Source organism: Actinomadura sp. WAC 06369, assembly GCF_003947565.1.
GTDB lineage: Bacteria > Actinomycetota > Actinomycetes > Streptosporangiales > Streptosporangiaceae > Spirillospora > Spirillospora rifamycini.
In genome coordinates, this window is record NZ_QHJN01000039.1 from 15,438 (window position 1) to 37,810 (window position 22,373).

A 22,373-nucleotide genomic window follows, 5' to 3' on the forward strand; every position below is an offset into this window, starting at 1 on the left:
GCGTTCGCAACCGAACAACCCCCTCCGCCACGGTCGTGGGCGGCAGGCTAGGTCGTCAAGCATACGGGCACGGCGGCAGGGAAAGGGTGTGTCGGCTGTGACGCGCACCGGAGACGGCCGTACGACCGGACCGGGTGCCCGACGGCTAAGGGGAGGTACGCCAGTGGCGGGTCGAGCGCCGCGCGACACCGGACGGGACGAGTCCGTCCGGGGCGACGAGCACGGCCTCGGAGCGGGCGCGGGCGAGTCCGTGACCGGCGGAAACGGCGCCGGACGGACGAGCGGGCGGCGCGCCGCGCGCGGCGCCGCGGGGGCCGGCTCGGGCGGCGACACGCCGACGGGCGCGACGTCCGCCCCGGCTCCGGACGGAACGCGCGGCGGCGCGCCGGAGGCGGCGGCGGATCCGCCGGACAGCGGCGCCGACACGCCGGACGACGGCGATTCGGCCCGTCCGAAAACCGGTTTCGGGCTGTGGCCGCTGATCCGCAGGCACCCGACGTTCAGTGTGATCATTGTCATGGGGGCGCTGCTCCGGCTGACGGCGATGGCCGGCTTCCGCCCGGTCATGTTCTTCAACGACAGCTTCGACTACCTGCACGTCGCGATGGAGCCGTACCCGCACCCGCTGCGGCCCGACGGCTACGGGTTCCTGCTGATCCTGCTGAAGCCGTTCCACAGCTTCGCGCTGGTGGCGGGCGTCCAGCACCTGATGGGCCTGGCGATGGGCGTGATGATCTACGCCCTGCTGCACCGCCGGTTCCGGCTGCCCGGCTGGGGCGCGGCGCTCGCGGCGGCGCCCGTCCTGCTCGACGCGTACCAGATCCAGCTCGAGCACCTCCTGCTGTCCGACACGCTGTTCGCGTTCCTGGTGATGTCGGCGGTGACCCTGCTGCTGTGGCGGGACCGCCCGAGCTGGAAGATCGCGGCGGCGGTCGGACTGATCGTCGGGTTCTCGTGGCTGACCCGGACGGTCGGCATGCCGGTCCTCATCGGCGTGCTGACGTACATGCTGATCCGGCGGAGCGGCTGGAAGATCATGGCGGTCACCGCGGTCGCCTGCATGCTGCCCGTCCTGTCGTACATGAGCTGGTACAAGGCCGAGACCGGCAAGTTCGCGATGACCGAGAGCACCGGGATCTTCCTGTACGCCCGGGTCTACAAGTTCGCCGACTGCCACGAGATCCCGGACCTGCCCGTCCGCCAGTACCCGCTGTGCACCGAGCCGGAGAACCGGCTGCCGAAGTCGCAGGACGGCATCTGGAACAGCGCGTCGCCGCTGAACCGCTACCCCGGCCAGCGGTTCAGCCCCGAGAACAACGAGCTGGCGAACGACTACGCGAAGCGGGCCATCACCAACCAGCCGGTCGACTACGCGAAGGTCGTCCTCGGCGACTTCTTCCGCGTGTTCCAGTGGGAGCGCACCGTCTTCCCCGACCCCGCGACCTACGGGCAGTACGAGTTCTGGTCCGACCGCGACGGCAACCCCCGCCCGCTGCCGAACTGGCGGATGGACGGCGACTCGGTCGCCGCCGCCGAGGCCAACGAGTACGAGGACGGCAACGCCGAGACCCGCACCGTGGAGCCGTTCGCCGGGGTGATCCGCGGCTACCAGGACGTCTTCTACCTGCGCGGCACGATGGTCGGCGGCATCCTGCTGATCGGCCTCGCCGGGCTGGTGCCGCTGTGGCGGCGCCTCGGCGGCCGCGCGTTCCTGCCGTGGACGCTCGCGACGGGCCTGCTGCTCGCCCCCGCCGCGACCGCCGAGTTCGACTACCGGTACGTCCTGCCCGCCGTGCCGCTCGCCGCGCTCGCCGCCGGGATGGCGTTCACCCCGGAGGTGCGCCAGGCCGTCCGCGGCGGCGGCCGCCGGCTGCGCCGCCTCGGCCCCGGCGGCACCGCCGCGCCCGTCCCGGCGCCCGGCGAGCGCGTCGAGGAGAAGGTCCCGGAGGTCGCCGCCCGCTGACGCCGGCTACCAGGCGTGGATGCGGCGCAGGTGGTAGACGAGCGCCACGTCCGGGTTGGCGCGGGCCTTCGGGATCTCGGCCACCCGGGGGCGGGGCGCGGAGAGCGCCTTGACGTTCTGGCTCTGGCACCCGGGGCAGGCCCGGTCGACGGCCCACGGTGTCGTGCACGGCTGCCCGTCGCGCTCGTAGATCACGAACTCGATGCCGTGCCCGTCGCCGAAGTGGCGGATGTCGATCTGCTCGTCCCAGGTCGCCGAGCAGCACAGGCACTCGAACGTCCACACCTCACGGCTGGACCATGCGTCTCGCACGACCTTCACCCCCTCCGAGCGGCGCCGGTTCACCCTTTCCATGGTGACTCCCGCCCGACGCCCAACACAGGGTCTCGTGCCCGGAAAATCCGTTTATGGACCGTTCCCGTGGGTGATGATTACCTGTCACCCGCGGCACGGGCGCGCACGACCGCGTCGTAGACGACGGCGCGCGGGACGCCGTTCTCCTTCGCGATCTCCGCGACGGCCCGGTTCCGGCGCGTCCCGGCGGCCTCGCGGGCGGCGACGGCGGCGGCCAGGTCGTCCGGGTCGGTGAGCCCGGCGGGCTCGGGGGCGCCCCCGACGACGACGGTGATCTCGCCGCGCACGCCGTCCCGCGCCCAGGCGGCGAGGTCGCCGAGGGGGCCGCGGCGAACCTCCTCGTAGGTCTTGGTCAGCTCGCGGCACACGGCGGCCGGACGGTCCGCGCCGAAGGCGGCGGCCATCGCGTCGAGAGCCGCCGCGATCCGGTGCGTGGACTCGAAGAACACCATCGTGCGCGGCTCGTCGGCGAGCGCGGCGAACCGGCGGGCCCGCTCGCCGTCCTTGCGCGGCGGGAAGCCCTCGAAGCAGAACCGGTCGGTGGGCAGGCCGGACAGGACGAGCGCGGTGGTGACGGCGGACGGGCCGGGCAGCACGGTGAGCGGGACGTCCGCGGCGACGGCCGCGCGGACCAGCCGGTAGCCCGGGTCGGACACCCCGGGCATCCCCGCGTCGGTGATGACCAGGACGTCCCGTCCGGCGAGGAGGTCGGCGAGCAGTTCGTCCGCGCGGGCCTTCTCGTTCTGGTCGAAGTACGACACGACGCGCCCGCCCACCTCGACGCCGAGGTCGCTCGCGAGGCGGCGCAGCCGCCGGGTGTCCTCGGCCGCGATCACGGGCGTGCCGGCGAGCGCCGCACGGAGCCGGGACGAGGCGTCCTCGGGCCGTCCGATCGGCGCGGCGGCGAGCAGCAGGGTTCCCGTCACGCGCCCATTGTCCCACCGGCCCCGGCCCGTCCGGGTCGGCCGAGCCGATCACGACCGCCCGTACGATGGTCGCCATGGCGACGACGGAACTGCCGCCCGCCCCGGCCCGCGCGGTCCGGCGGCGGCCGCTCTCCCTGCGGGAGTGGCTCGCCCCGGGGATCCCGGGCAGCGCGCCGCTGAGCTGGGTCGGCCCGCTGCTGATCACCGCGTTCGCCGGGATCCTGCGCTTCTACCGGCTGGGCCAGCCCGACGCGATCGTCTTCGACGAGACGTACTACGCCAAGGACGCGCTCGCCCTGCTGGAGTTCGGCTGGGAGCACAACACCGTCGAGAACGCCGACAAGCTGCTCATCGCCGATCCGAACGCCGACATCTGGGCGAACGGCCCCGCGTTCGTCGCGCACCCGCCGTTCGGCAAGTGGATGATCGCGGTCGGCGAGTGGATGTTCGGCGCGACGCCGGTCGGCTGGCGGTTCATGCCCGCGCTGCTCGGCACGCTGTCGGTGCTGATCCTGTGCCGGGTGGCGCGCCGGATGACCGGGTCGACGCTGCTGGGCTGCGCGGCCGGGCTGCTGCTGGCGGTGGACGGCCTGCACTTCGTCACGAGCCGCGCCGCGCTGCTGGACGTCTTCGTGATGTTCTGGATCCTCGCCGGGTTCGCGTGCCTGGTGAACGACCGCGACCGGTCGCGGCGCCTGCTCGCCGAGAAGATGGAGCAGAGGTACACGTCTCCGTACGGCCCGTTCCTGCTGCACGGGTGGCGGTTCGGCGCGGGGATCTGCCTCGGCCTGGCGGTCGCGGTGAAGTGGACGGGCCTGTTCTACATCGCCGTGTTCGGGATCATGGTCGTGCTGTGGGACTACGGCGCCCGCCGCAAGGCCGGGGTCCGGCGGCCGATGGCGGGGGCGCTGCTGCTGGAGTCGGCGCCGGCGTTCGCGCAGCTCGTCCTGGTCGGGCTCGTCACCTACCTGGCGACGTGGTGGGGGTGGATCTTCCGTCCGGGCGGCTGGGGGCGCGGCGAGGTCGCGTCGATCGCGCCGCTGCGCCCCTTCGAGGCCCTGCCGGACCTGTGGCACTACCACTCGGAGATCTTCAAGTTCCACACCGGGCTGGACGCCGAGCACCCCTACCAGTCGTGGCCGTGGGGCTGGCCGATCCTGAAGCGCCCGGTGGCGTTCTTCTACACCGAGCCGGAGAACGCGTGCGGGGCGGGCGAGCGCTGCTCCCGCGAGATCCTCGGGATCGGGACGCCCGCGCTGTGGTGGGGCGCGCTGGCCGCGCTGGCGGCGCTGGTGTTCGTGTGGCTCATCCTGCGCGACTGGCGGGCCGGGGCGATCATCGCCGGGTTCCTCGCCGGGTGGGTCTCGTGGTTCCCGTCGGCGTTCTCCGACCGGACGATGTTCCTGTTCTACGCGACGCCGCTGGTCCCGTTCATGGTGCTGGCGATCGTCCTGGTCCTGGGCTACCTGATCGGCCCCGCGAGACCCCCGGGCGTCCCCGCGGCGCCGCGCCCCGACGCCGTCCGCGACGCCGAGACCTATCCCGACCACGCGTACGCGGCCGAGGGGCAGGGGGTCGACCTGCGCAAGGGCGGCGCGCACGTGCCCGCCCCGGAGGGGCGCGTCCCGGTGGCGGGGGCGCGGCGGCTGGTCGGGGCGGCGGCCGCGGGCGCGTTCGTCCTCGTGGTGCTGGCGAACTTCGCGTACTTCTATCCGATCCTGTCCGCCGAGACCCTCCCGTACGACGACTGGCACGCCCGCATCTGGTTCGGCAGCTGGGTCTAGCCCGCGACGGGCTCCGGGACGGCGGGCGCCTTCGCGGGGCGCAGCGCCCTGGCGCCCAGCAGGCAGATCGCGAGGGCGAGCACGCCGCCGATCCCGGCCCCGGCGAACGCGCCGGGGACGCCGGCGAGGTCCTGCCCGAAGCCGGACACCGCCGAGCCGAGCGCGCCGCCCGCGCCGACGGCGGCGACGACCCACGCGAACGCCTCGGTGACGGTGCCGGCCGGCGCGAGCCGGTCGACGAGCGAGAAGCTGCAGGCCAGCACGGGGGCGAGGAAGACGCCGCTGAGGAACGCGAGCACCGACATGGCGGCCGTCCCGGGCGCGAGGACGAGCGGCGCGTACCCGAGCGCGAGCGCGGCGAGCAGCCACGGCAGCCTGCGGTGCGGCTCGCCCGCCCAGTGCCGCGCGCCGTAGACGAGCCCGCCGAGCAGGGCGCCGCCCGCCATGCAGGCGAGCAGGATCCCGGACGCGGCGTCGCTGCCGTGCCGCTCGGCGTACGCGACGACGGCGACCGCGTAGACGCCCAGCGCGATCCCGGCGCAGGCGAGCGAGACGAGCAGGACGCGGAGGCCGGGCGAGCGCAGCGGGCCCGCCCAGTCGGCGGCGCGGGGCTCGCCGCGCCAGCGGCGCGAGGGGCCGGAGAGCGCGACGACGAGCGTCCCGGCGATGCCGAGCACGCCCGTCAGGACGAGCGCGGACTCGGTGTTGAGCGCGGCCGCCGCGACGACGAGCAGCGGCCCGACCGTGAACAGGATCTCCTGGGCCGCCGCGTCGAGCGCGTAGGCGGCGTCGACCTGCTCCGGGCCGTCCAGGACGTCCGGCCAGAGCGCGCGCAGCCCGGCCTCCAGCGGCGGGGTCGCGAACCCGGCGAGGACGACCGCGGCGATCGACACCGGCAGCGGGTCGGCGCCGGCGAGCGCGAGCAGCACGAACCCGGCGGCGGACGCGCACGCGGCGGGCAGCAGCACCCGGCCCTGCCCGTACCGGTCCATGGCGCGCCCGAGGACGGGCTGGCCCGCGGCGGTCGAGAGCCCGAGGAGGGCCGACAGCGTTCCCGCGAGCGGGTAGCCCCCGTCGTCCGCCCGGACGTGCAGCACCACCGCCAGCATCCCCATGCCGTTCGGCAGCCGCCCCAGCAGCGTTCCCCCGAGCAGCCGCGCCGCGTGGCGCCGCCGCAGGAACTGGACATAGCCGCGCATCAGCGCCCCCGTCGTTCAGTCATACGTAGTACTAGCCGCAGTCATACGTACCATGTCGGCCCCCGATCGCTCTAGCGCGTCCCGCAGATGTGTCCCGGCGGCAAGCTCGCCATGGCGCGCGGGCCCGTCCGATACCGATCACGTGCAGCCAGGTACGAGAACAGCGGCGACCAGGTACCACGTCCCGCGCACGCGCCGCTTCCCGTCCTGATCGGGCGCCTCCCGGTCGGGCGCCTCGCGCTCGTTCGCCTCGCCCACCGGACGCCACCCGCCTTCCCGCATCGGCGATCTGGTCCGATGATCGCGCGCGTCTCTGCCGCTTTCCACGCAAAAATCACGTTCGGCGAGAAACCGGCAACGGGCGACGGCTCGTGGCGAGTCCGGCGAATCGCCGCCACGGCGAACGTCCTGCGGCCGTAGTCTGTTCTCTCGTTCCGGGTGCGGCGACGAGGAGGGTCCAGTGCCGGCGACCAGCCGTCCCACCAGCAAGGACGTGGCTCAGGAGGCCGGTGTCTCGCAGTCCACCGTCTCGCTCGTGATGGGCGGGAAGTGGACCGGCCGGGTCTCCCCCGCGACCGTGCGCAGCGTGCACGAGGCCGCCGAGCGCCTCGGGTACCGGCCCAATCCGGCCGCCCGGAACCTGCGGCTGGGGACGACCCGCACCGTCCTGCTGATGGTGCCGACGCTGACCGCGCCGTTCTTCGGCCCGGTCTACACGGGCGCGGCGCGGGTCGCGACGAGCCACGGCTTCGGGGTCGTGGTGTCGACGTGGCCGGACGAGCGGAACGCGCCGGACGGCCCGTTCGCCGCACCGCACGAGATGATCGACGGGATCCTGGCGTCGTCGCTGGAGGCCGCCCGGTTCGGCGACGAGGCGCTCGCCGGGTTCGCGGGCACCCCGGCGGTGATGCTCGACAGCGGCCCGCAGGGCGACGTCCCGACGGTCGACTTCGGGGTCGCGGACGGCATGCGGGCCATCGCCCGGCACCTGGCGGCGCTCGGGCACCGCCGGTTCGGGCACGTGGCCGCGGGCGTCGACCAGTGGACGTTCCACGCGCGCGCGCAGGCCCTTGCGGACGTCGTCCGGGACGTGCCGGGGGGCGCGCTGCTGCGGGAGAGGTGCGAGATCGACGTCGCGTCGGCGAAGGAGGCGGCGGGGCGGCTGCTGGCCCGCCGGGACCGGCCGAGCGTGCTCGTGTGCGACGACGACCTCATCGCGGCGGGCGCGTACAAGGCGGCGCGGGCGCGGGGGCTGGCGGTCCCGGACGAGCTGTCGGTGACGGGGTTCGACGACGTGCTGCTCGCGACGGCGCTGGAGCCCGAGCTGACGACCGTCCGGCTGCCCGCGGAGGAGCTGGGCGCGCAGGGCATGGCGGCGCTGCTGGAGCTGCTGGCGGGGACGCGCCCGGAACCGCGCGTGCTTCCGGGCCGGCTGGTCGTCCGCGGCTCCACCGCACCTCCCCACCAGGGCTGATATTGCAACGCATATGGCTTTTCGTCCAATATCAATATTGGACATGGCCGCCCTGCCTTTGATCTTCTCTGCGTCATGCGACTTTCGACATTCCGATTCCGGAGGGCGACCGGTGCGGCCGCCCTGTCCCTCGCCGTTCTCGTCGCGGGCGCCGGCTGCGGCGGCGCGGACCCGGCCCCCCGCGCCGCGGCGCCGCAGAGCGGCGTCTCCGCGGTCGCGCCGCCGCGGCCCGCACCGTCCCAGACCGAGGTCGGCAAGCGGCTCCACCGGCTCGAGGCGGAGCGGAACCTGCGCATCGGCGCCTACGCGATCGACCCCGCCACGGGCGCGTTCGTGTCCCACCGCGCCGACGAGCGGTTCCCGTACACGTCCACGTTCAAGGCGATCGCCTGCGGCGGCGTGCTGCAGAAGGCCCGGACGTCCGACCCCGGGCTGATGGAGCGCGTCATCCGCTACACCGAGGACGACCTCGTCGACTGGTCGCCCGTCACGGAGGACCACGTCGGCACGGGCATGACCGTGTCGGCCCTGTGCCACGCGGCGATCACGCAGAGCGACAACACCGCCGGGAACCTGGTGATGAAGCAGCTCGGCGGCCCGGCCGGCCTCACCCGCTTCTTCCGCTCGCTCGGCGACGGCGCCAGCCGCGCCGACCGCTGGGAGACCGCGCTGAACGACTGGAAGCCGGGCGAGCGGCGCGACACGACCGTCCCGAGCACGTGGGCCGCGAACCTGCACAAGCTGACGGTCGGGGACGCGCTCGTCCCGGAGGACCGCGAGCAGCTCATCGCGTGGATGAAGGCCAACACGACCGGTGACAAGCGGATCCGCGCGGGCCTCCCCGACTCCTGGACGATCGGCGACAAGACCGGCACCGGCGGCGTCTACGGCAACGCCAACGACATCGCGGTGGCGTGGCCCGAGCCGGGCCGCGACCCGCTGGTCATGGTGATCATGACGACCGCGAAGAAGGAGGACGCCGAGGCCGACGACGCCGCGGTCGCCGAGACCGCGGCGATCCTCGCGCGCGGCCTCGGCCACCGGGTCGGCTAGAGCCCGTTCAGGAACTTCGCCGCGACGGGGGCGGCGGCCTGGGCGCCCTCGCCGCCGCCCTCCACCACCACCGCGAACGCGACGTCCTCGCGGTAGCCGATGAACCAGGCGTGGGCGGGCGGGTTCTCGCCGGAGCCGTACTCGGCGGTGCCCGTCTTGCCCGCCGTCCCGGACGGGAAGTCCACGCCGGACGCCGTGCCCTCGCTGACGACCGCGGGCATCAGCGCGTGCAGGGCCTTCTTCACCGCGGGCTCCAGCTCCTGCGGCGCCGCGGGCTTCTTGCCCCCGGCGTCCAGGGCCTGCGACGCCAGTTCGGCGGAGACCAGGCGGGGCGAGCGCCACGTGCCGTCGGCGGCCGCCGCGGCGACGCCCGCCATGTTGAGGGGGCTGGTCAGCACCTTGCCCTGCCCGAAGGACGCGGACGCGAACGCGGTCTCGTCCGCGTTCTTCGGGAAGGACGCGCGGACGGCCGGCAGCCCGGCGATGATCGGCGCGTTGAAGCCGAACTGCTCGGCGACCTCGGTGAGCCGCTCCTCCCCCAGCTCGTCGACCGCGAGCCGCGCGAACGTCGTGTTGCACGAGTGCGCGAACGCGTCGCGGAACGGGACCGTCCCGAAGTCCTCGTACTGGTAGTTGTGGAACTCGCGGCCGCCGACGTTGGTCGTGGCGGGGCAGGCGACGCGGGAGTCCGCCGACAGCCCGCCCGCGACGAGCGCGGCGGCGGTGACGACCTTGAACGTCGAGCCGGGCGGGTAGGCGCCCATCAGCGCGCGGTTGTAGCCGCCGGGCTTGTTCGCCACGGCGAGGATCTCCCCGGTGGACGGGCGCAGCGCGACCAGCGACGCGGGCTCGGTCACCCCGGACAGCGCTTCGCTCGCGGACGCCTGCATCGCCGGGTCGATCGTCGTCCGCAGCGGCTCGCCGTCCTCGCCGCCGAACCGCTGGAGCGTCTTGACGACCTTGGTTTCGGCGCCGTCCTGCTCTCCGCCCTCGACGATCTGGACGGCGAGCGCGGGCGATCCCGCGAGGCGCTTCTCGTACTGCTGCTGCAGGCCGCTCGTCCCGACGGAATCGCCCTCCTGGTAGGGGGCGCCCATCTTCTGCGCGCTTTCGGCGGACGCGGCGCCGACCGTCCCGGCGAGCTGCCGCGCCGACCCGGACTCCGAGGCGGTGAGGCTGCTGCCGTCGGCGGCCAGGACGTCGGCGCGCTGCGGGAACGCGCGGGCGGCGCGGAGGCGCTGCCCGTCCTTGAGCTCGGGGTGCAGGAGCCGCGGCGACCAGCGGACGAGCCATTCGCCGTCCTGCTCGGTGAGCGGCAGCGTCCCGGTGTAGGACCAGACGCGGCCGCCGGACAGCGTCAGCTCGGCCCGGTAGGACCCTCCGGCGCGGCCGTCCTTCGCGTCGCCGACGGACGCGACGGTGTAGCGCTGCTCCGTCACGCCCAGGTCGTCGTGCATGCGGGTGAGCCGTTCGGCGAAGTCGGCGGGCGGCCGGTGGGTGAGGGCCTGCATGGCGGCGTGGTCGCCGCCGCTCCAGGCGGCGAGGAACTCCTCCGCGGCGGCGTCGGGGTCGTCTCCGGACCGGAGCCACCACACCGCACCCGCCCCCGCGAGCACGACCGCGACCGCGACCGCGGCGGCCGTCACCACTCGGGTTCGGTGCATCCGTCACTCTCCTTCCCTGGCGACGAATGTATGTCGTCGCCGCTCGTGAACGCCCCAAGAACAGCAGCCGACCAGCGGAAAGTCCAAGATTGATATCAATGTCACAGGCATATCGGAAGTGATATCGTTGCCGGTCGTGAACGTCGTGGGGCATTTGCACTGCTTCGTCATCGTCGCCGAGGAACTGCACTTCGGCCACGCGGCGGAGCGGCTCGGCATAGCGCAGCCGCCGCTGAGCCAGCGGATCCAGCGACTGGAGAAGGAACTCGGAGTGCGGCTGTTCGACCGGACGAGCCGGAAGGTGGAGCTCACGGCGGCGGGGCGGCTCCTGCTCGACGACGCCCGTGACATCCTCTCCCGCGTGGAACGCGTCTACGACCTCGCCGAACGGGCGCGGCGCGGCGAGATCGGCACCGTCCGGGCCGGGCTGCCGAGCGACCTCGGCGGCCCGCCGGTCGCCGCGCTGATCGCCGCGTTCCGGGAGCGCCGCCCCGACCTGCGCCTCGAACTGCGGGAGATCTCCACCGCCGAGCAGATCGGCGCGCTCGCCGACGGGACGCTCGACGCGGGCGTCGTCCGGCACCCCTGCGACGCCCGCGACCTGGAGCTCGGTCCGCTGCTCGGCCAGCCCGTCGGGGTGCTGCTGCCCGCCGGCGCCGACCTCGCGGACGCCGCCGAGGTGCGGCTGCCCGACCTCGCCGGCCGCGACCTCGTGACGTTCCCCCGCGACGAGGCGCCCGGCGCCCACGACGACCTGCTCGCCGGCTGCCGCCGGCACGGGTACGCGCCGCCCGCCGTCCACGAGGCGCGGCACCCCCAGTTCGCGCTCGGGCTCGTCCTCGCCGGGACGGCCGTCGCGTTCGTCCCCCGCACCGCCGACCCCGGCGGCGGGGCGGTGTGGCGGCCCCTGCACGGCGAGCCGCTGACCTGGCGGACGTCCTGCGCGTGGCGGCGCGCCGCCGACCCCGAGCACGCGCGGGCGATCGCCGACTTCACCGCCGTCGCCACCGCGGTGCTGCGCCGGGAGGCCGGGATGGCGCCGCTGGACGCCGCGCCCGCCCCCGCCCGCCGCGTGCTGCGCCCGTCCTCGGGGTTCCTGGCGTGACCCGCGGGACGGCCGGGACGGCCGGGGTGACCGCGTGGATCGAGGCGGCGTTCCGCGACGCCGGGGTGACCGGGCACTGCCACGCCGTCGACGTCGACACCGGACGGGACGTCGGCGTCCGCGCGGGCGAGCCCGTGGTGCTCGCGTCGGTGTTCAAGGTGCCGCTGCTGGTCGCGTTCCACCGCCGCGTCGCGGCCGGAACCCTCGACCCGACCGAGCCCGCGACGCTGCCCGCCGCCGACCGCACGTCCGGCCCGACCGGCGTGTCCGCGCTGCTGGACGACGTCCGGATGTCGCTCCGCGACCTCGCCACCCTCATGATCACGGTGAGCGACAACGCGGCGGCCGACTACCTGCTCGACCGGGTCGGGCTGGCCGCGGTGAACGCGGCCGCCGCCGAGCTCGGGCTCCCCGGGACGCACGTGTCCGGCAGCGGCCGGGAGATGCTCGACCACCTGTACCGGGACACGGACGCGACCAGCCTCGGCGAGGTGTACGCGCGGCTGGAGGAGCCCGGGATGCCCGCGCGCGTCCGTCCGCTGGACCCGCTGCGCACCAGCCGCAGCACGCCCCGGGAGATGACCCGGCTGCTGTCGCTCATCTGGCGGGACGAGGCCGCGCCGCCCGCGGAATGCGCGGCCATGCGCCGGATGTTCGGACTCCAGGTGTGGCCGCACCGGCTGTCGTCCGGCTTCCCGTTCGAGGACGTCGTCGTCAGCGGCAAGACCGGGACGCTCCCGACCGTCCGCAACGAGGTGGGCGTCGTGGAGTACCCGGACGGCGGCCGGTACGCGGTCGCGGTGTTCACCCGGACGCCCGTCCCGCTGGCCGTCCACCCGGCGGGCGACGCCGTGATCGGCACGGCCGCCCGGATGGCGGTCGAGCACATCCGCGACCGGGCGGTCACCGCCTGACCGGCGGCCGCGCCGGGACGGCGGACGCGCCGCACGCCCCCAAAATGGGCGAACTGACCGAACGTGGCCGTCCCTATACCGTTCAGCGGTTCGACCGCTAATCCAGCACTCGTTCACTGAACATAGGCTGTACCTCTGCTTTGATCACTCTTGGGGAGACTGTGTTGCGGCTGCCGGAGCATCTCGAGCTACTGCTCACCGACGAGCCGGTTCTCGACGTCTACGCGCACGGTCCGTGGCGGGTGCCCGACGGGCTGTTCGAGGAGATCGCCGGCCGGATCGACGCCCTCGCCGCCGACCCGCGCGCCGCGGAGCTGACCACCGACGAGCACAAGCTGCTGACGCTCCCCGCGTCGCTGGTCACCGCGGAGATCTTCGGGATCCTGGCGTTCCTGCCGGGCGGCGGTGCGATCAAGGCCGGGTCCCGCTCGCAGCTCCCGGAGCGGCTGCTGCACCGGCACCTGGTGAACCCCGGCCCGCTCAGCAACCGGATGGCCCGCTGGGACGCGCCCGGCGGCCGGTGGCGCCCCCCGGTGGACTGGCTGATCGAGGCGCCCGACCGCAAGCTCGCGATCGAGCTCGCGCGCGACTGCCTGGCCGTCCTGGAGGGCATCGAGCCGCTGGAGGAGCGCCGCAGGGCCCTCCTGCGCCTCTACGACGACCCGCCGCAGTGCGACGTGAACCTCCCGAAGATGGAGCTGCGGGAGCTGTGGCACCGGCACGCCGACGAGTCGATCCTGCGCGCGGTGCCCGAACTGCAGGGCCCCGTCGGCTACCTCGACTGGGTCTGCGCCGGGCTGCTCGCCGCGCACCGGGCGCTCCTCGCGGCGGCCCCGCGGGACGAGACGCCCGAGGTGCACCTCGTCCACCTGCTGCTCCAGGGCAGCATGGAGCACGTCCCCGCCGAACTGGCCGCCGCGCTCGGCGAGGACCGCTACCACGAGATCCTCGGCCGGTTCCCCGGCGAGCGGCGCGGGTTCAAGCCGGGCGCCTGGCAGGAGCGGACGCGCGCGTGGCTCGCGCAGGCGCTCGTCGCGGGCGCCGCGGACGCGTGCCGCGCCTGGCTCGACATGGCGATGCGGTTCATCGCGACCGTCCAGGGGCTCCCCGGCGACCCGTGGTTCCCGAAGGCGGAGTGGATCCCCGTCGGGCAGTTCCAGACGGACCTGCGGCGCCTGTTCGCGCCGCGCCGCCGCATCGTCAACCCGCTGACCGAGACGCTGAAGGAGCCCGAGCCGCAGGGCGAGGGCGCCCGCCCGCGCCGCCCCGACCTCGTCTCCGCGCTCGTCGAGCAGCCCGAGGTGACGGCCGCGCTGGAGGAGCTGTCGCGCGGCACCAAGGCCGTGCGGCTGCTGCTCGCCGGCCCCGACGGCACCGGCAAGCGGGACGCCGCGCAGGAGCTCGGCCGCGCGCTCGCGCTGGGCCGCGACCCGCTGTGGCTGACCGACAACCTGTTCGCCGGGCAGCGCCTCGCCGACGCGGTCGCGCGGCTGCACGCGGACGCCCGCGAGTGCGCCGCCGACCGGCTGCTGATCATCGAGGGCCTGGACGAGATCCTCACCGACCCCGGCAACGGGGAGGCGCTCTCCGCCGAGCTCCACCGGCTCCTGGCCGTCCACCCCGAACTGAACCTGGTCGCGCTGTGCGACGCGGGCGGCGACGACCGCATCCGGGAGATCAACCCGGCGCTCCCGCTGGGCTTCCGCATCGCGCACACCCGCCCGTTCACCGCCGCGGGCCACGCCGAGCTGTTCCGCCGCGCGCTCGTCCGGCACGGCGCCCGCGCGACCCGGCAGGCCGCCGACGCCGCGGGCGAGCTGCTCGCCGCGGCGCCGCCGATGCAGTCGCTGCGCAACGCGCGGCTGGCCCCGCACCTCGCCGCCGAGGTCGTCGCGGCCGTCCAGGCCCGCTCGGAGGACGGCGAACTCGTCGTCCGCAAGGGCGACATCCCGGCGAGCCTGGACGCGTCCCGCACCACCGGCGACCCGCTCGCCGAACTCCGCGACCTCACCGGCCTCGACACGGTCAAGCACGAGATCGCGCTGCTCGTCGCGGGCACCGAGGCGGCGCGGCTGCGCAGCGAGTCGGGGCTGCGGGTCACGCCCCCGACCCGGCACATGGTGTTCACCGGCAACCCCGGCACCGGCAAGACGATGGTCGCGCGGCTGCTCGGCCGCATCTACAAGCGGCTCGGCGTGCTGTCCTCCGGGCACCTGGTGGAGGCGTCCCGCGCCCACCTGGTCGGCGAGTACATCGGGCAGACGGCGCCGCGCACCCGCCGGCTCGTGGAGCGCGCGATCGGCGGCGTCCTGTTCATCGACGAGGCGTACACGCTGACGCAGTCGCCGCTCAAGGGCGACTACGGGCACGAGGCCATCGCCGAACTGGTGAAGCTGATGGAGGACCACCGCGACGACCTCGTCGTCGTCGTGGCCGGATACCAGCAGGAGATGGCCGAGTTCCTCGCCGCCAACCCCGGCCTCGACTCCCGCTTCCCCAAGCAGATCCACTTCCCCGACTACAGCGACGACGAGCTGATCGCCGTGTTCGGGCAGCTCGCCGACGCCGACGGCTTCCGGCTCGCCCCCGGCACCCGCGACGTGCTCCGCACGATGCTGCGGCGCGCGCCCCGCGGGCCGTCCTTCGGCAACGGGCGGCTCATGCGCAACCTCCTCGACGTCGCGGTCGCCCACCAGGCCGACCGGGTCGCCTCCGCCGCCCTCGGCGACGGCGACGCCCCCGCCGCCCCGCCCTCGCGGGACGAGCTGATCACCCTCACGTCCGACGACCTGCCGCCGCTGCTCGAACACCCGGAAGAGTTCTACGGCCTTTACCTGTAAGGCGTCGCCCTCGGCCGTCAGGCCGCTGGACGGCTCGGTTGTACCGGTTGTCGCTCTGGGGGTACCGCTTGTCGCGGGCGGCGATCCGGTGGACGTGTGTTCTTCGCCGCTCGTCGAACGGGGCGGGAATCGTGTGAACCTACTCGCCGGTAGGCGGCAGAGTTCAAGGCACGGCGCTCACCGGGCTTCTGGGGCATTCAGGCCCGTCCAGGGCTCACCGGTCCGCTGGGGTGGGGCGGAGGCGGCGGTCGCGCGATCGGCCGCCGCCTTCTTTATTGCAAGGCCCTCGGCGTCAGGCCGCGGGGCGGCCTTCCTTCAACGGGCCTTGCGTGCGATTGCTGCATCGTTCCGACTCGCCTTTGCGGCTCGCTGCGCGATCAAGTTCTCGCTTCGCTCGGACTTGGCTTCGCTCGCGATCGCAGTGGTTTCCGTCCGCTCTGGCTGGGGTGATGGCTGGGCAAGTGGGTCTGTCGCTTGTCGGCTCGGTTTCTCTCTGCGGGCGGTCTCGGGGCGGGGTTCGGGCTGGCGGGTGGGCGTGCGGGATTGAACGCGGGCTTATGGGGCACGTGCCGGGGCGATATGACACATCACGACGATCTCGGGCGGCTCGACGCGTACTGGCGGGCCGCGAACTACCTGTCGGTCGGGCAGATCTACCTGCTCGACAACCCCCTGCTGCGGGAACCGCTGCGGCGGCGGCACGTCAAGCCGCGCCTGCTCGGCCACTGGGGCACGACCCCCGGGCTGAACTTCTGCTACGCGCACCTCAACCGGGTGATCCGGGCCCGCGACCTCGACATGATGTACGTGATGGGCCCCGGGCACGGGGGGCCTGCGGCGGTCGCGAACGCCTGGCTGGAGGGCACCTACAGCGAGGTGTACCCGGACGTGTCGTACGACGAGCGCGGGATGCGGGCGCTGTTCCGGCAGTTCTCCTTCCCCGGGGGCGTGCCGAGCCACGTGGCGCCCGAGACGCCCGGGTCGATCCACGAGGGCGGGGAGCTCGGGTACTCGCTCGCGCACGCGTACGGCGCCGCGTTCGACAACCCGGACCTGATCGTCGCCTGCATCGTGGGGGACGGCGAGGCGGAGACGGGGCCGCTGGCGGCGAGCTGGCACTCCAACAAGTTCGTCGACCCGGTGCGGGACGGGGCCGTGCTGCCGATCCTCCACCTGAACGGCTACAAGATCGCGAACCCGACGGTGCTGGCGCGGATCCCCGAGGAGGAGCTCGTCCAGCTCCTCGACGGCTACGGCTACCACCCGCTGCTGGTCGCCGGGGACGAGCCCGCGTCCATGCACCGGAAGATGGCCGCGGCGCTCGACCAGGCGCTCGACGAGATCGCCGACATCCGGCGCGCGGCGCGCGAGGGCGGCGCGACGGAGCGGCGGCGGTGGCCGCTGATCGTGCTGCGGTCGCCCAAGGGGTGGACGGGCCCGGAGGAGGTCGACGGGAAGCCCGTCGAGGGCACGTGGCGCTCGCACCAGGTGCCGCTGGCGGGGGTGTGCGACGACCCCGCGCACCTGGAGCAGCTCGAACGGTGGCTGCGCTCGTACCGTCCGGAGGAGTTGTTCGACGAGGACGGCCGTCCGGTCGCGGCGCTCCGGGAGTCGGCGCCCGAGGGTGCGCGGCGGATGAGCGCGAACCCGCACGCGAACGGCGGCCTGCTGCTCAAGCCGCTCGTGCTGCCCGACTTCCGCGACTACGCGGTGCAGATCGGCAAGCCGGGCACGACGACCGCCGAGCCGACCCGCGTCCTCGGGACGTACCTGCGCGACGTGGTCCGCGCGAACCCGACGAACTTCCGGATCATGGGGCCGGACGAGACGGCGTCGAACCGGCTCGGGGACGTGTTCGAGGCGACCGACCGGGTGTTCGCGGCCGAGCGGCTCCCGACCGACGAGCACCAGGCGGCCCACGGCCGGGTGATGGAGGTGCTCAGCGAGCACCTGTGCCAGGGCTGGCTGGAGGGCTACCTCCTGACCGGGCGGCACGGCCTGTTCAACTCGTACGAGGCGTTCATCCACATCGTGGACGCGATGTTCAACCAGCACGCGAAATGGCTGAAGGTGACCCGGCACCTGCCGTGGCGGCGGCCGATCGCGTCGCTGAACTACCTGCTGTCGTCCCACGTGTGGCGGCAGGACCACAACGGCTTCACCCACCAGGACCCCGGTTTCCTCGACGTCGTCATGAACAAGAAGCCGGAGATCGTCCGGGTGTACCTGCCGCCGGACGCGAACACGCTGCTGTCGGTCGGGGACCACTGCCTGCGGTCCCGCGACTACGTCAACGTGGTCGTCGCCGGGAAGCAGCCCTCCCTGAACTGGCTGACGATGGACGAGGCCGTGGCGCACGCGACGCGCGGCATCGGCATCTGGGAGTGGGCGTCCAGCGACGGCGGCGCCGACCCGGACGTCGTCATGGCGTGCGCCGGGGACGTCCCGACGCTGGAGACGCTCGCGGCCGTGGACGAGCTGCGGCAGACGTTCCCCGAACTGCGGGTGCGGGTGGTGAACGTCGTGGACCTGATGCGGCTGCTGCCGCCGAGCGAGCACCCGCACGGGCTGCCGGACGCCGAGTTCGACGCGCTGTTCACCACCGACAAGCCGATCATCTTCGCGTTCCACGGCTACCCCTACCTGGTCCACCGGCTCGCCTACCGGCGGCACGGGCACGCGAACCTGCACGTCCGCGGCTACAAGGAGGAGGGCACCACCACGACGCCGTTCGACATGGTGATGCTCAACGACCTCGACCGGTTCCACCTGGTCATGGACGTCATCGACCGGGTGCCGTCGCTGGGCGGGCGGGTCGCGCACGTCCGGCAGCGGATGGCGGACAAGCGCCTGGCGCTGCGGGCGCACACCCGCGAGCACGGCGAGGACGCCGCCGAGATCCGCGAATGGACGTGGTCGTACTGATGCGCGTGCTGACCGTCAACCCCGGGTCGAGCAGCCTGAAGCTGAGCGTGCTCGACGACGATGACACGCTCGTCGCCGAGGAGTCCGGCCCCCGCGAGGAGCTGGCCGGGATCGTGTCCGACCTGCCGCGCCCGGACGCCGCGGGGATCCGGTTCGTCCACGGCGGCAGCGACTTCACCGCGCCCGTCCTGGTCGACGGGGCCGTGACCGAGCGGCTGCGGGAGCTGGCCGATCTCGCGCCGCTGCACCAGCCCGCGTCCCTGCACGCCCTCGCCGAGATCACCGGGACGCTGCCGGGCGTGCCGACCGTGGCGTCCTTCGACACCGCGTTCCACGCCGCGCTCCCCGCCGAGGCCGCCACCTACGCGCTGCCCCGCCACTGGCGCGACCGGTTCGGGCTGCGCCGCTACGGCTTCCACGGCCTCTCGTTCGCGTACGCCGTCCGCCGCGCCGGGGAGCTGCTCGGCGGCGCACCGGCGCGCATGGTGGTGTGCCACCTCGGCGCCGGGGCGTCGCTGGCGGCCGTCGCCGACGGCCGCTCGGTCGACACCACGATGGGGTTCACGCCGCTCGAAGGGCTCGTCATGGCGTCCCGCGCGGGCAGCATCGACCCGGGCATCCCGCTGTGGCTGATGAAGCACGGCCTCACCCGGGAGGAGGTCAACGACGGCCTCGAACGGGACTCGGGCCTGCGCGGCCTCGCCGGGACGGGCGACATGCGCGAGCTGCGGCGGCTCGCCGAGGACCGCGACGTCCCCGCCCTCGCCGCGCTCGACGTCTACCACCACCGGCTCCGCGCCTGCGCCGCCGCGATGGCCGCGCCGCTCGGCGGCCTGGACGTCCTGGTGTTCACCGGCGGCGTCGGCGAGCACGACCCGTCCGTCCGGTTCCGGCTGGCGTCCGACCTCGCGTTCCTCGGCGTCGCCGTCGACCCCGACCGCAACGCCGACGCCCGCGGGGACGCGGACGTCTCCGCCGACGGCGCATCCGTCCGCACCCTGGTCGTCACCGCCCGGGAGGACCTCGAGATCGCCGCCGACGTCCGACGCGTCCTGACCACCGACTAGCGCGACCGGGTCAGCTCGCGGCGGATCCGCAGGGCGAGCCCGTCCCGATGCGCCGGGGCGACGTCGTCCCCCTCCGAACGCCCGAGGCGCCCGAACACCCGCGGGCCGCGCACCTCGGCGGGGTGGTCGGGCATGCGCGGGATCACGTGGAAGTGGACGTGCGCGTACCCCTCGGCCTCCGCGAACTGGGCGACGTACGTCTTGGCGCAGCCGGTGACGGCGTGGAGGGCGCGCGACAGCCGGACCTGCCAGGTCCCGAGGAGGGCGGCCTCGGCGTCGGTGAGGTCGGCGATCGCGGTCACGTGGCGGAGCGGGACGAGGACGAGCCAGCCGGGGGTTCCGGTGCCGAACGCGTGCGCGACCCGCCAGTGGTCGTCGGAGGCGGCGTGCTCGCGCGGCGGGAGCGCGAAGCGGCGGGCGTTGTTGTCACATGAAAGGCAGTTCACCTGGTGAACCTAAACGGCCGGGCCGGGTCGCGCCCGGTCCCGGTCCCGGCCGTCCATGTCCGCCTCAGGCGTTCCCCAGCTGGGCATAGCCCTTCGACGCCGAGTAGGTGGTGAAGATCGCCGTGTTGGTGCCGGCGGCGGCCGGGAGGCCCGACTGCCAGTCGACGATCCCGTTGAACCAGCCGAACGGGCCGCAGTTCGCCGACTTCGGCACCGCGAACGCGTTGTCGACGAAGGTGGTCTTGACGACCCACGGGTCGGTCGACACGTCGGTGGGCGGGCTGCCGGTGATCGGCTCGTTGGGCGCCGGCGGGTTCGTCGGCCCGAGTCCGAGGTTGAGGGTGATCGGGTCCTCGTCGGTGCCGATGGTGCAGGAGTCGCCCAGCAGCGGGTTCTGCACGCTGATCTTCATGCGCTGCCGCATCAGGACGCCGGGCTCGGGGCTGAGCTCCAGCTCGCCCGCGAGCTGCGGCTGCGCGTGGATCTGCATGATGGGCAGGAAGTCCGAGCCCGGGATGCCGAGGATGCCGCCCTCGACGCGGATCGGCTCGCTGTCCATCGACTCGACGAACACCGTCTCCTCGAAGGTGACCGGGTCGTACCCGTTCGCGTAGACGATGGTGATCGGCTGGTGGATCTCCTGGTCGATCCCGCCCAGCGTCAGCCGCCCGCTCGTGATCTTCGCGACGGTGCACAGCCACAGGTTGGGGTCCGCGCCCGCGGGCAGTTCCGGGCAGCCCTCGAAGCTGAACTCCGGGATCTCCTCCTCGGCCGCCGCGGGCGCCGCCTGCGCGGCGAGGCCGGCCATGCCGACCACGGTCCCCAGGACCGCCGCGGCGGCCCGGCGAGCTGTCGTGCGTCTCATCTATTCTCCATCTTCGGTCGGGCGGGGGGCGGGCTCACAGCTCGGTGTAGGACTTCGCCGCCACGTACTGCTCGAAGATCGCGGTGTTGTTGCCGGCGTCCGAGGGCAGGCCCGCGATGAGGTTCACCAGCCAGTTCGCGGAGTCGCTGATCCCGCAGTTGTCCGCGCCGGGCACGGAGAACGCGTTGTCGACCAGGGTCGTCTTGACGACCCACGGGTCGGTCGACACGTCCACCGGCGGGCTGCCGCTGATCGGCTGGTTGGGCGGCGGCGGGTTCGTCGTCCCGACGGTCAGGTTCAGCTGGATCGGGTTGCTGTTCGTGCCGATCGTGCAGTTCCACCCGAGGAACGGGTTGCCGAGCTTGACCTTCAGGTCGAGCTGGACGTTGCCGTTGACGAGATCGAGGTCGACGGCCTCGGGCTTGGCGTAGACCGCCGAGAGGAACCGGTCCCCGAAGATCCCTTCCTGCACCTGCATCCACTCGGACTCGAAGCTCGCGAGGACGGCCGTCTCCTCGAAGGTGTTCGCGTCGAACCCGTTCGCGTAGACGAGCCGCATCGGGGTCTCGATGTTCTGCTCGAAACTGCCGAACGAGAACTCGCCGCCGCTCACGACCACGGAGTTGCAGAGCCAGAAACCGGGCTCGGCGCCGGCGGGCAGTTCGGGGCAGTCCTCGTGGCTGAACTCGGGGATCTCCTCGGCGGCGGCGGGCGCGGCGAGGGCGGTGCCGGTCAGGACGGCGCCGAGGGCGACGGCGGCGGCAGCGGCCACGCGGCGCAGCCGGAAGGGTGATCTCACAGCGATCTCCAGGGGGTGGAGGGGGTCAGGGAGATTCGGCGCGGAGCGGGTCGCCGGATACGGGGGGTGCGGCCGGCCCGGGTCGGGGTGGGATCACACCGGGCCGGCCGCACCGTGAGGCTGTGCGCGGGTCACGCGGCCCGCGCGCTGCGGGACGGGATCAGGGGGCGATGGTGAGGTCCGCGCCGGACGAGGTGACGATCTGGAAGGTCGCCGAGACGGAGGCCGAGCTCGGGCAGCCGCTGGTGCCGGAGATGAGCTGGAACTGCTGGCCGGCCAGCCGGCCCTGCGAGTGCGTGTTGCCCGGAACCGGCTTGCTCGCGTTGTTGTGGTTGTACAGGTCGATCTGCAGCTGCTTGGCGCCCGTGAGGCCGAAGTTGCAGGTCTCCACCCGTCCGAGCGAGGTCAGGTTCAGGGTCGCTTGGATGTTGACGGACGCGTTGGGCGAGTTGATGTAGATGTACCCGTCGCGGTTGTTGGTGTGGGCCGAGTCGTAGGCGGCGCCGCCACCGGTGTAGGGCAGGTTGAGAGCCTCGATCTCGGTGGTGCCGCCCTTGTTGTTGGTGCAGTCCGGGTTGCCCGCGGTGGGCATGTCGGCGGCGTCGAGGGAGCCGTTGGTGCCGTCGGAGTCGACGGACGCCTGGAGCTCCGCGCTGGTGCACGTGGTCTGGATCAGCCCGAGGGAGCTGACGCCCGTCAGGGTGACGTTGGACAGGTTCGTGCCGACGACGGTGCCGCTGAAGGGGGCACCGCCCGACTCGATCGTGGTGGCGCCGGCGGCGGTGGCGCCGCCGAGGACGAGTGCGCCGGCGCCGAGGAGGGGCAGGGCGACTCTGCTGAGCTTCCGCATGATCCAGTCCTTTCGGTGGGGGTGGGGACGAATCCCTGCGGTGCTCGAACCGAAACATAAACTGCTCCGTTTCTCAAGAACGCCTCCGTACCCGGACGCCCGCTGGGCCGTTTTCGGAAACGCTTTAAGACCGGGGCGGCGGCGG

At 73.5% G+C, this 22,373-nt stretch carries 17 protein-coding genes; 9 read left to right on the plus strand and 8 right to left on the minus strand.

What is annotated here, in order from left to right:
- Window positions 1-163 precede the first annotated feature (163 nt).
- A complete protein-coding gene (locus tag DMH08_RS13420) occupies window positions 164-1,963 on the plus strand; it encodes a hypothetical protein (protein WP_233617566.1) in 1,800 nt (599 codons plus the stop codon).
- Between the two features lie 6 nt (window positions 1,964-1,969).
- Here DMH08_RS13420 and DMH08_RS13425 read toward each other — a convergent pair whose 3' ends face one another.
- Together DMH08_RS13425 and rsmI are read right to left on the minus strand one after the other, a co-directional pair.
- Window positions 1,970-2,317 carry a hypothetical protein gene (locus DMH08_RS13425; protein WP_125614211.1) on the minus strand — a complete coding sequence of 116 codons (348 nt, stop codon included), beginning with the start codon at window positions 2,315-2,317 and terminating at the stop codon, window positions 1,970-1,972.
- A 77-nt stretch (window positions 2,318-2,394) separates the two neighbouring features.
- Window positions 2,395-3,243: a 16S rRNA (cytidine(1402)-2'-O)-methyltransferase gene (rsmI, locus tag DMH08_RS13430; protein ID WP_026402254.1), complete on the minus strand. Its 849-nt coding sequence runs from the start codon at window positions 3,241-3,243 to the stop codon at window positions 2,395-2,397.
- A gap of 74 nt (window positions 3,244-3,317) precedes the next feature.
- Here rsmI and DMH08_RS13435 point away from each other — a divergent pair, with 74 nt between their 5' ends.
- The gene (locus DMH08_RS13435; protein ID WP_125614214.1) at window positions 3,318-5,027 is read left to right on the plus strand and encodes a dolichyl-phosphate-mannose--protein mannosyltransferase; all 1,710 of its coding nucleotides are present in this window, start codon (window positions 3,318-3,320) and stop codon (window positions 5,025-5,027) included.
- Here the strand turns inward: DMH08_RS13435 and DMH08_RS13440 are convergent.
- Window positions 5,024-6,226: an MFS transporter gene (locus DMH08_RS13440; protein ID WP_125614217.1), complete on the minus strand. Its 1,203-nt coding sequence runs from the start codon at window positions 6,224-6,226 to the stop codon at window positions 5,024-5,026. The two genes, DMH08_RS13435 and DMH08_RS13440, sit on opposite strands and share 4 nt — an antisense overlap.
- A gap of 460 nt (window positions 6,227-6,686) precedes the next feature.
- On the opposite strand from DMH08_RS13440, the gene DMH08_RS13445 reads away from it, so the two are divergent.
- Window positions 6,687-7,700 (plus strand): LacI family DNA-binding transcriptional regulator, encoded by a 1,014-nt coding sequence (locus DMH08_RS13445; protein WP_026402257.1) that lies wholly within the window; start codon window positions 6,687-6,689, stop codon window positions 7,698-7,700.
- Window positions 7,701-7,775: 75 nt separating this feature from the next.
- Entirely contained in the window at window positions 7,776-8,753 is a 978-nt protein-coding gene (gene bla, locus DMH08_RS13450; RefSeq protein WP_125614219.1) for a class A beta-lactamase, read from the plus strand.
- Here the strand turns inward: bla and DMH08_RS13455 are convergent.
- The gene (locus DMH08_RS13455) at window positions 8,750-10,417 is read right to left on the minus strand and encodes a penicillin-binding transpeptidase domain-containing protein (RefSeq protein ID WP_125614221.1); all 1,668 of its coding nucleotides are present in this window, start codon (window positions 10,415-10,417) and stop codon (window positions 8,750-8,752) included. The genes bla and DMH08_RS13455 overlap by 4 nt on opposite strands.
- Window positions 10,418-10,553: 136 nt before the next feature.
- Between DMH08_RS13455 and DMH08_RS13460 the strand changes: the two genes are divergently transcribed.
- The 5 genes from DMH08_RS13460 (at window position 10,554) to DMH08_RS13480 (ending at window position 19,268) form a co-directional block, all read left to right on the plus strand.
- On the plus strand, window positions 10,554-11,522 hold the full coding sequence (locus DMH08_RS13460; RefSeq protein ID WP_125614224.1) for a LysR family transcriptional regulator: 969 nt from the start codon (window positions 10,554-10,556) through the stop codon (window positions 11,520-11,522).
- Window positions 11,519-12,436, plus strand: a complete 918-nt coding sequence (locus DMH08_RS13465; protein ID WP_233617567.1) for a serine hydrolase — start codon at window positions 11,519-11,521, stop codon at window positions 12,434-12,436. The genes DMH08_RS13460 and DMH08_RS13465 overlap by 4 nt, the downstream gene beginning before the upstream one ends.
- A gap of 164 nt (window positions 12,437-12,600) precedes the next feature.
- Window positions 12,601-15,276, plus strand: a complete 2,676-nt coding sequence (locus tag DMH08_RS13470) for an AAA family ATPase (RefSeq protein WP_051300592.1) — start codon at window positions 12,601-12,603, stop codon at window positions 15,274-15,276.
- Window positions 15,277-15,855: 579 nt separating this feature from the next.
- On the plus strand, window positions 15,856-18,201 hold the full coding sequence (locus DMH08_RS13475; RefSeq protein WP_125614227.1) for a phosphoketolase family protein: 2,346 nt from the start codon (window positions 15,856-15,858) through the stop codon (window positions 18,199-18,201).
- Window positions 18,183-19,268 (plus strand): acetate/propionate family kinase, encoded by a 1,086-nt coding sequence (locus DMH08_RS13480; RefSeq protein WP_233617568.1) that lies wholly within the window; start codon window positions 18,183-18,185, stop codon window positions 19,266-19,268. The genes DMH08_RS13475 and DMH08_RS13480 overlap by 19 nt, the downstream gene beginning before the upstream one ends.
- Here the strand turns inward: DMH08_RS13480 and DMH08_RS13485 are convergent.
- The 4 genes from DMH08_RS13485 to DMH08_RS13500 form a co-directional block, all read right to left on the minus strand.
- On the minus strand, window positions 19,265-19,714 hold the full coding sequence (locus tag DMH08_RS13485) for an HIT family protein (protein ID WP_125614229.1): 450 nt from the start codon (window positions 19,712-19,714) through the stop codon (window positions 19,265-19,267). The genes DMH08_RS13480 and DMH08_RS13485 overlap by 4 nt on opposite strands.
- Window positions 19,715-19,778: 64 nt before the next feature.
- The gene (locus DMH08_RS13490) at window positions 19,779-20,579 is read right to left on the minus strand and encodes a hypothetical protein (RefSeq protein ID WP_125614232.1); all 801 of its coding nucleotides are present in this window, start codon (window positions 20,577-20,579) and stop codon (window positions 19,779-19,781) included.
- 34 nt (window positions 20,580-20,613) lie between these two features.
- Window positions 20,614-21,378: a hypothetical protein gene (locus DMH08_RS13495; protein WP_125614235.1), complete on the minus strand. Its 765-nt coding sequence runs from the start codon at window positions 21,376-21,378 to the stop codon at window positions 20,614-20,616.
- Window positions 21,379-21,538: 160 nt separating this feature from the next.
- Complete coding sequence (locus DMH08_RS13500) at window positions 21,539-22,228, minus strand: hypothetical protein (protein WP_026402267.1); 690 nt, start codon at window positions 22,226-22,228, stop codon at window positions 21,539-21,541.
- Between the last annotated feature and the right edge of the window lie 145 nt (window positions 22,229-22,373).

Coding starts and splice junctions, on each gene's coding strand:
- DMH08_RS13455 (WP_125614221.1), bottom strand. CDS start 10,417: ATGCACCGAACCCGAGTGGTGACGGCCGCCGCGGTCGCGGTCGCGGTC.
- DMH08_RS13490 (WP_125614232.1), bottom strand. CDS start 20,579: ATGAGACGCACGACAGCTCGCCGGGCCGCCGCGGCGGTCCTGGGGACC.
- DMH08_RS13500 (WP_026402267.1), bottom strand. CDS start 22,228: ATGCGGAAGCTCAGCAGAGTCGCCCTGCCCCTCCTCGGCGCCGGCGCA.
- DMH08_RS13425 (WP_125614211.1), bottom strand. CDS start 2,317: ATGGAAAGGGTGAACCGGCGCCGCTCGGAGGGGGTGAAGGTCGTGCGA.
- DMH08_RS13440 (WP_125614217.1), bottom strand. CDS start 6,226: ATGCGCGGCTATGTCCAGTTCCTGCGGCGGCGCCACGCGGCGCGGCTG.
- DMH08_RS13480 (WP_233617568.1), top strand. CDS start 18,183: ATGGACGTGGTCGTACTGATGCGCGTGCTGACCGTCAACCCCGGGTCG.
- bla (WP_125614219.1), top strand. CDS start 7,776: ATGCGACTTTCGACATTCCGATTCCGGAGGGCGACCGGTGCGGCCGCC.
- DMH08_RS13475 (WP_125614227.1), top strand. CDS start 15,856: ATGACACATCACGACGATCTCGGGCGGCTCGACGCGTACTGGCGGGCC.
- DMH08_RS13435 (WP_125614214.1), top strand. CDS start 3,318: ATGGCGACGACGGAACTGCCGCCCGCCCCGGCCCGCGCGGTCCGGCGG.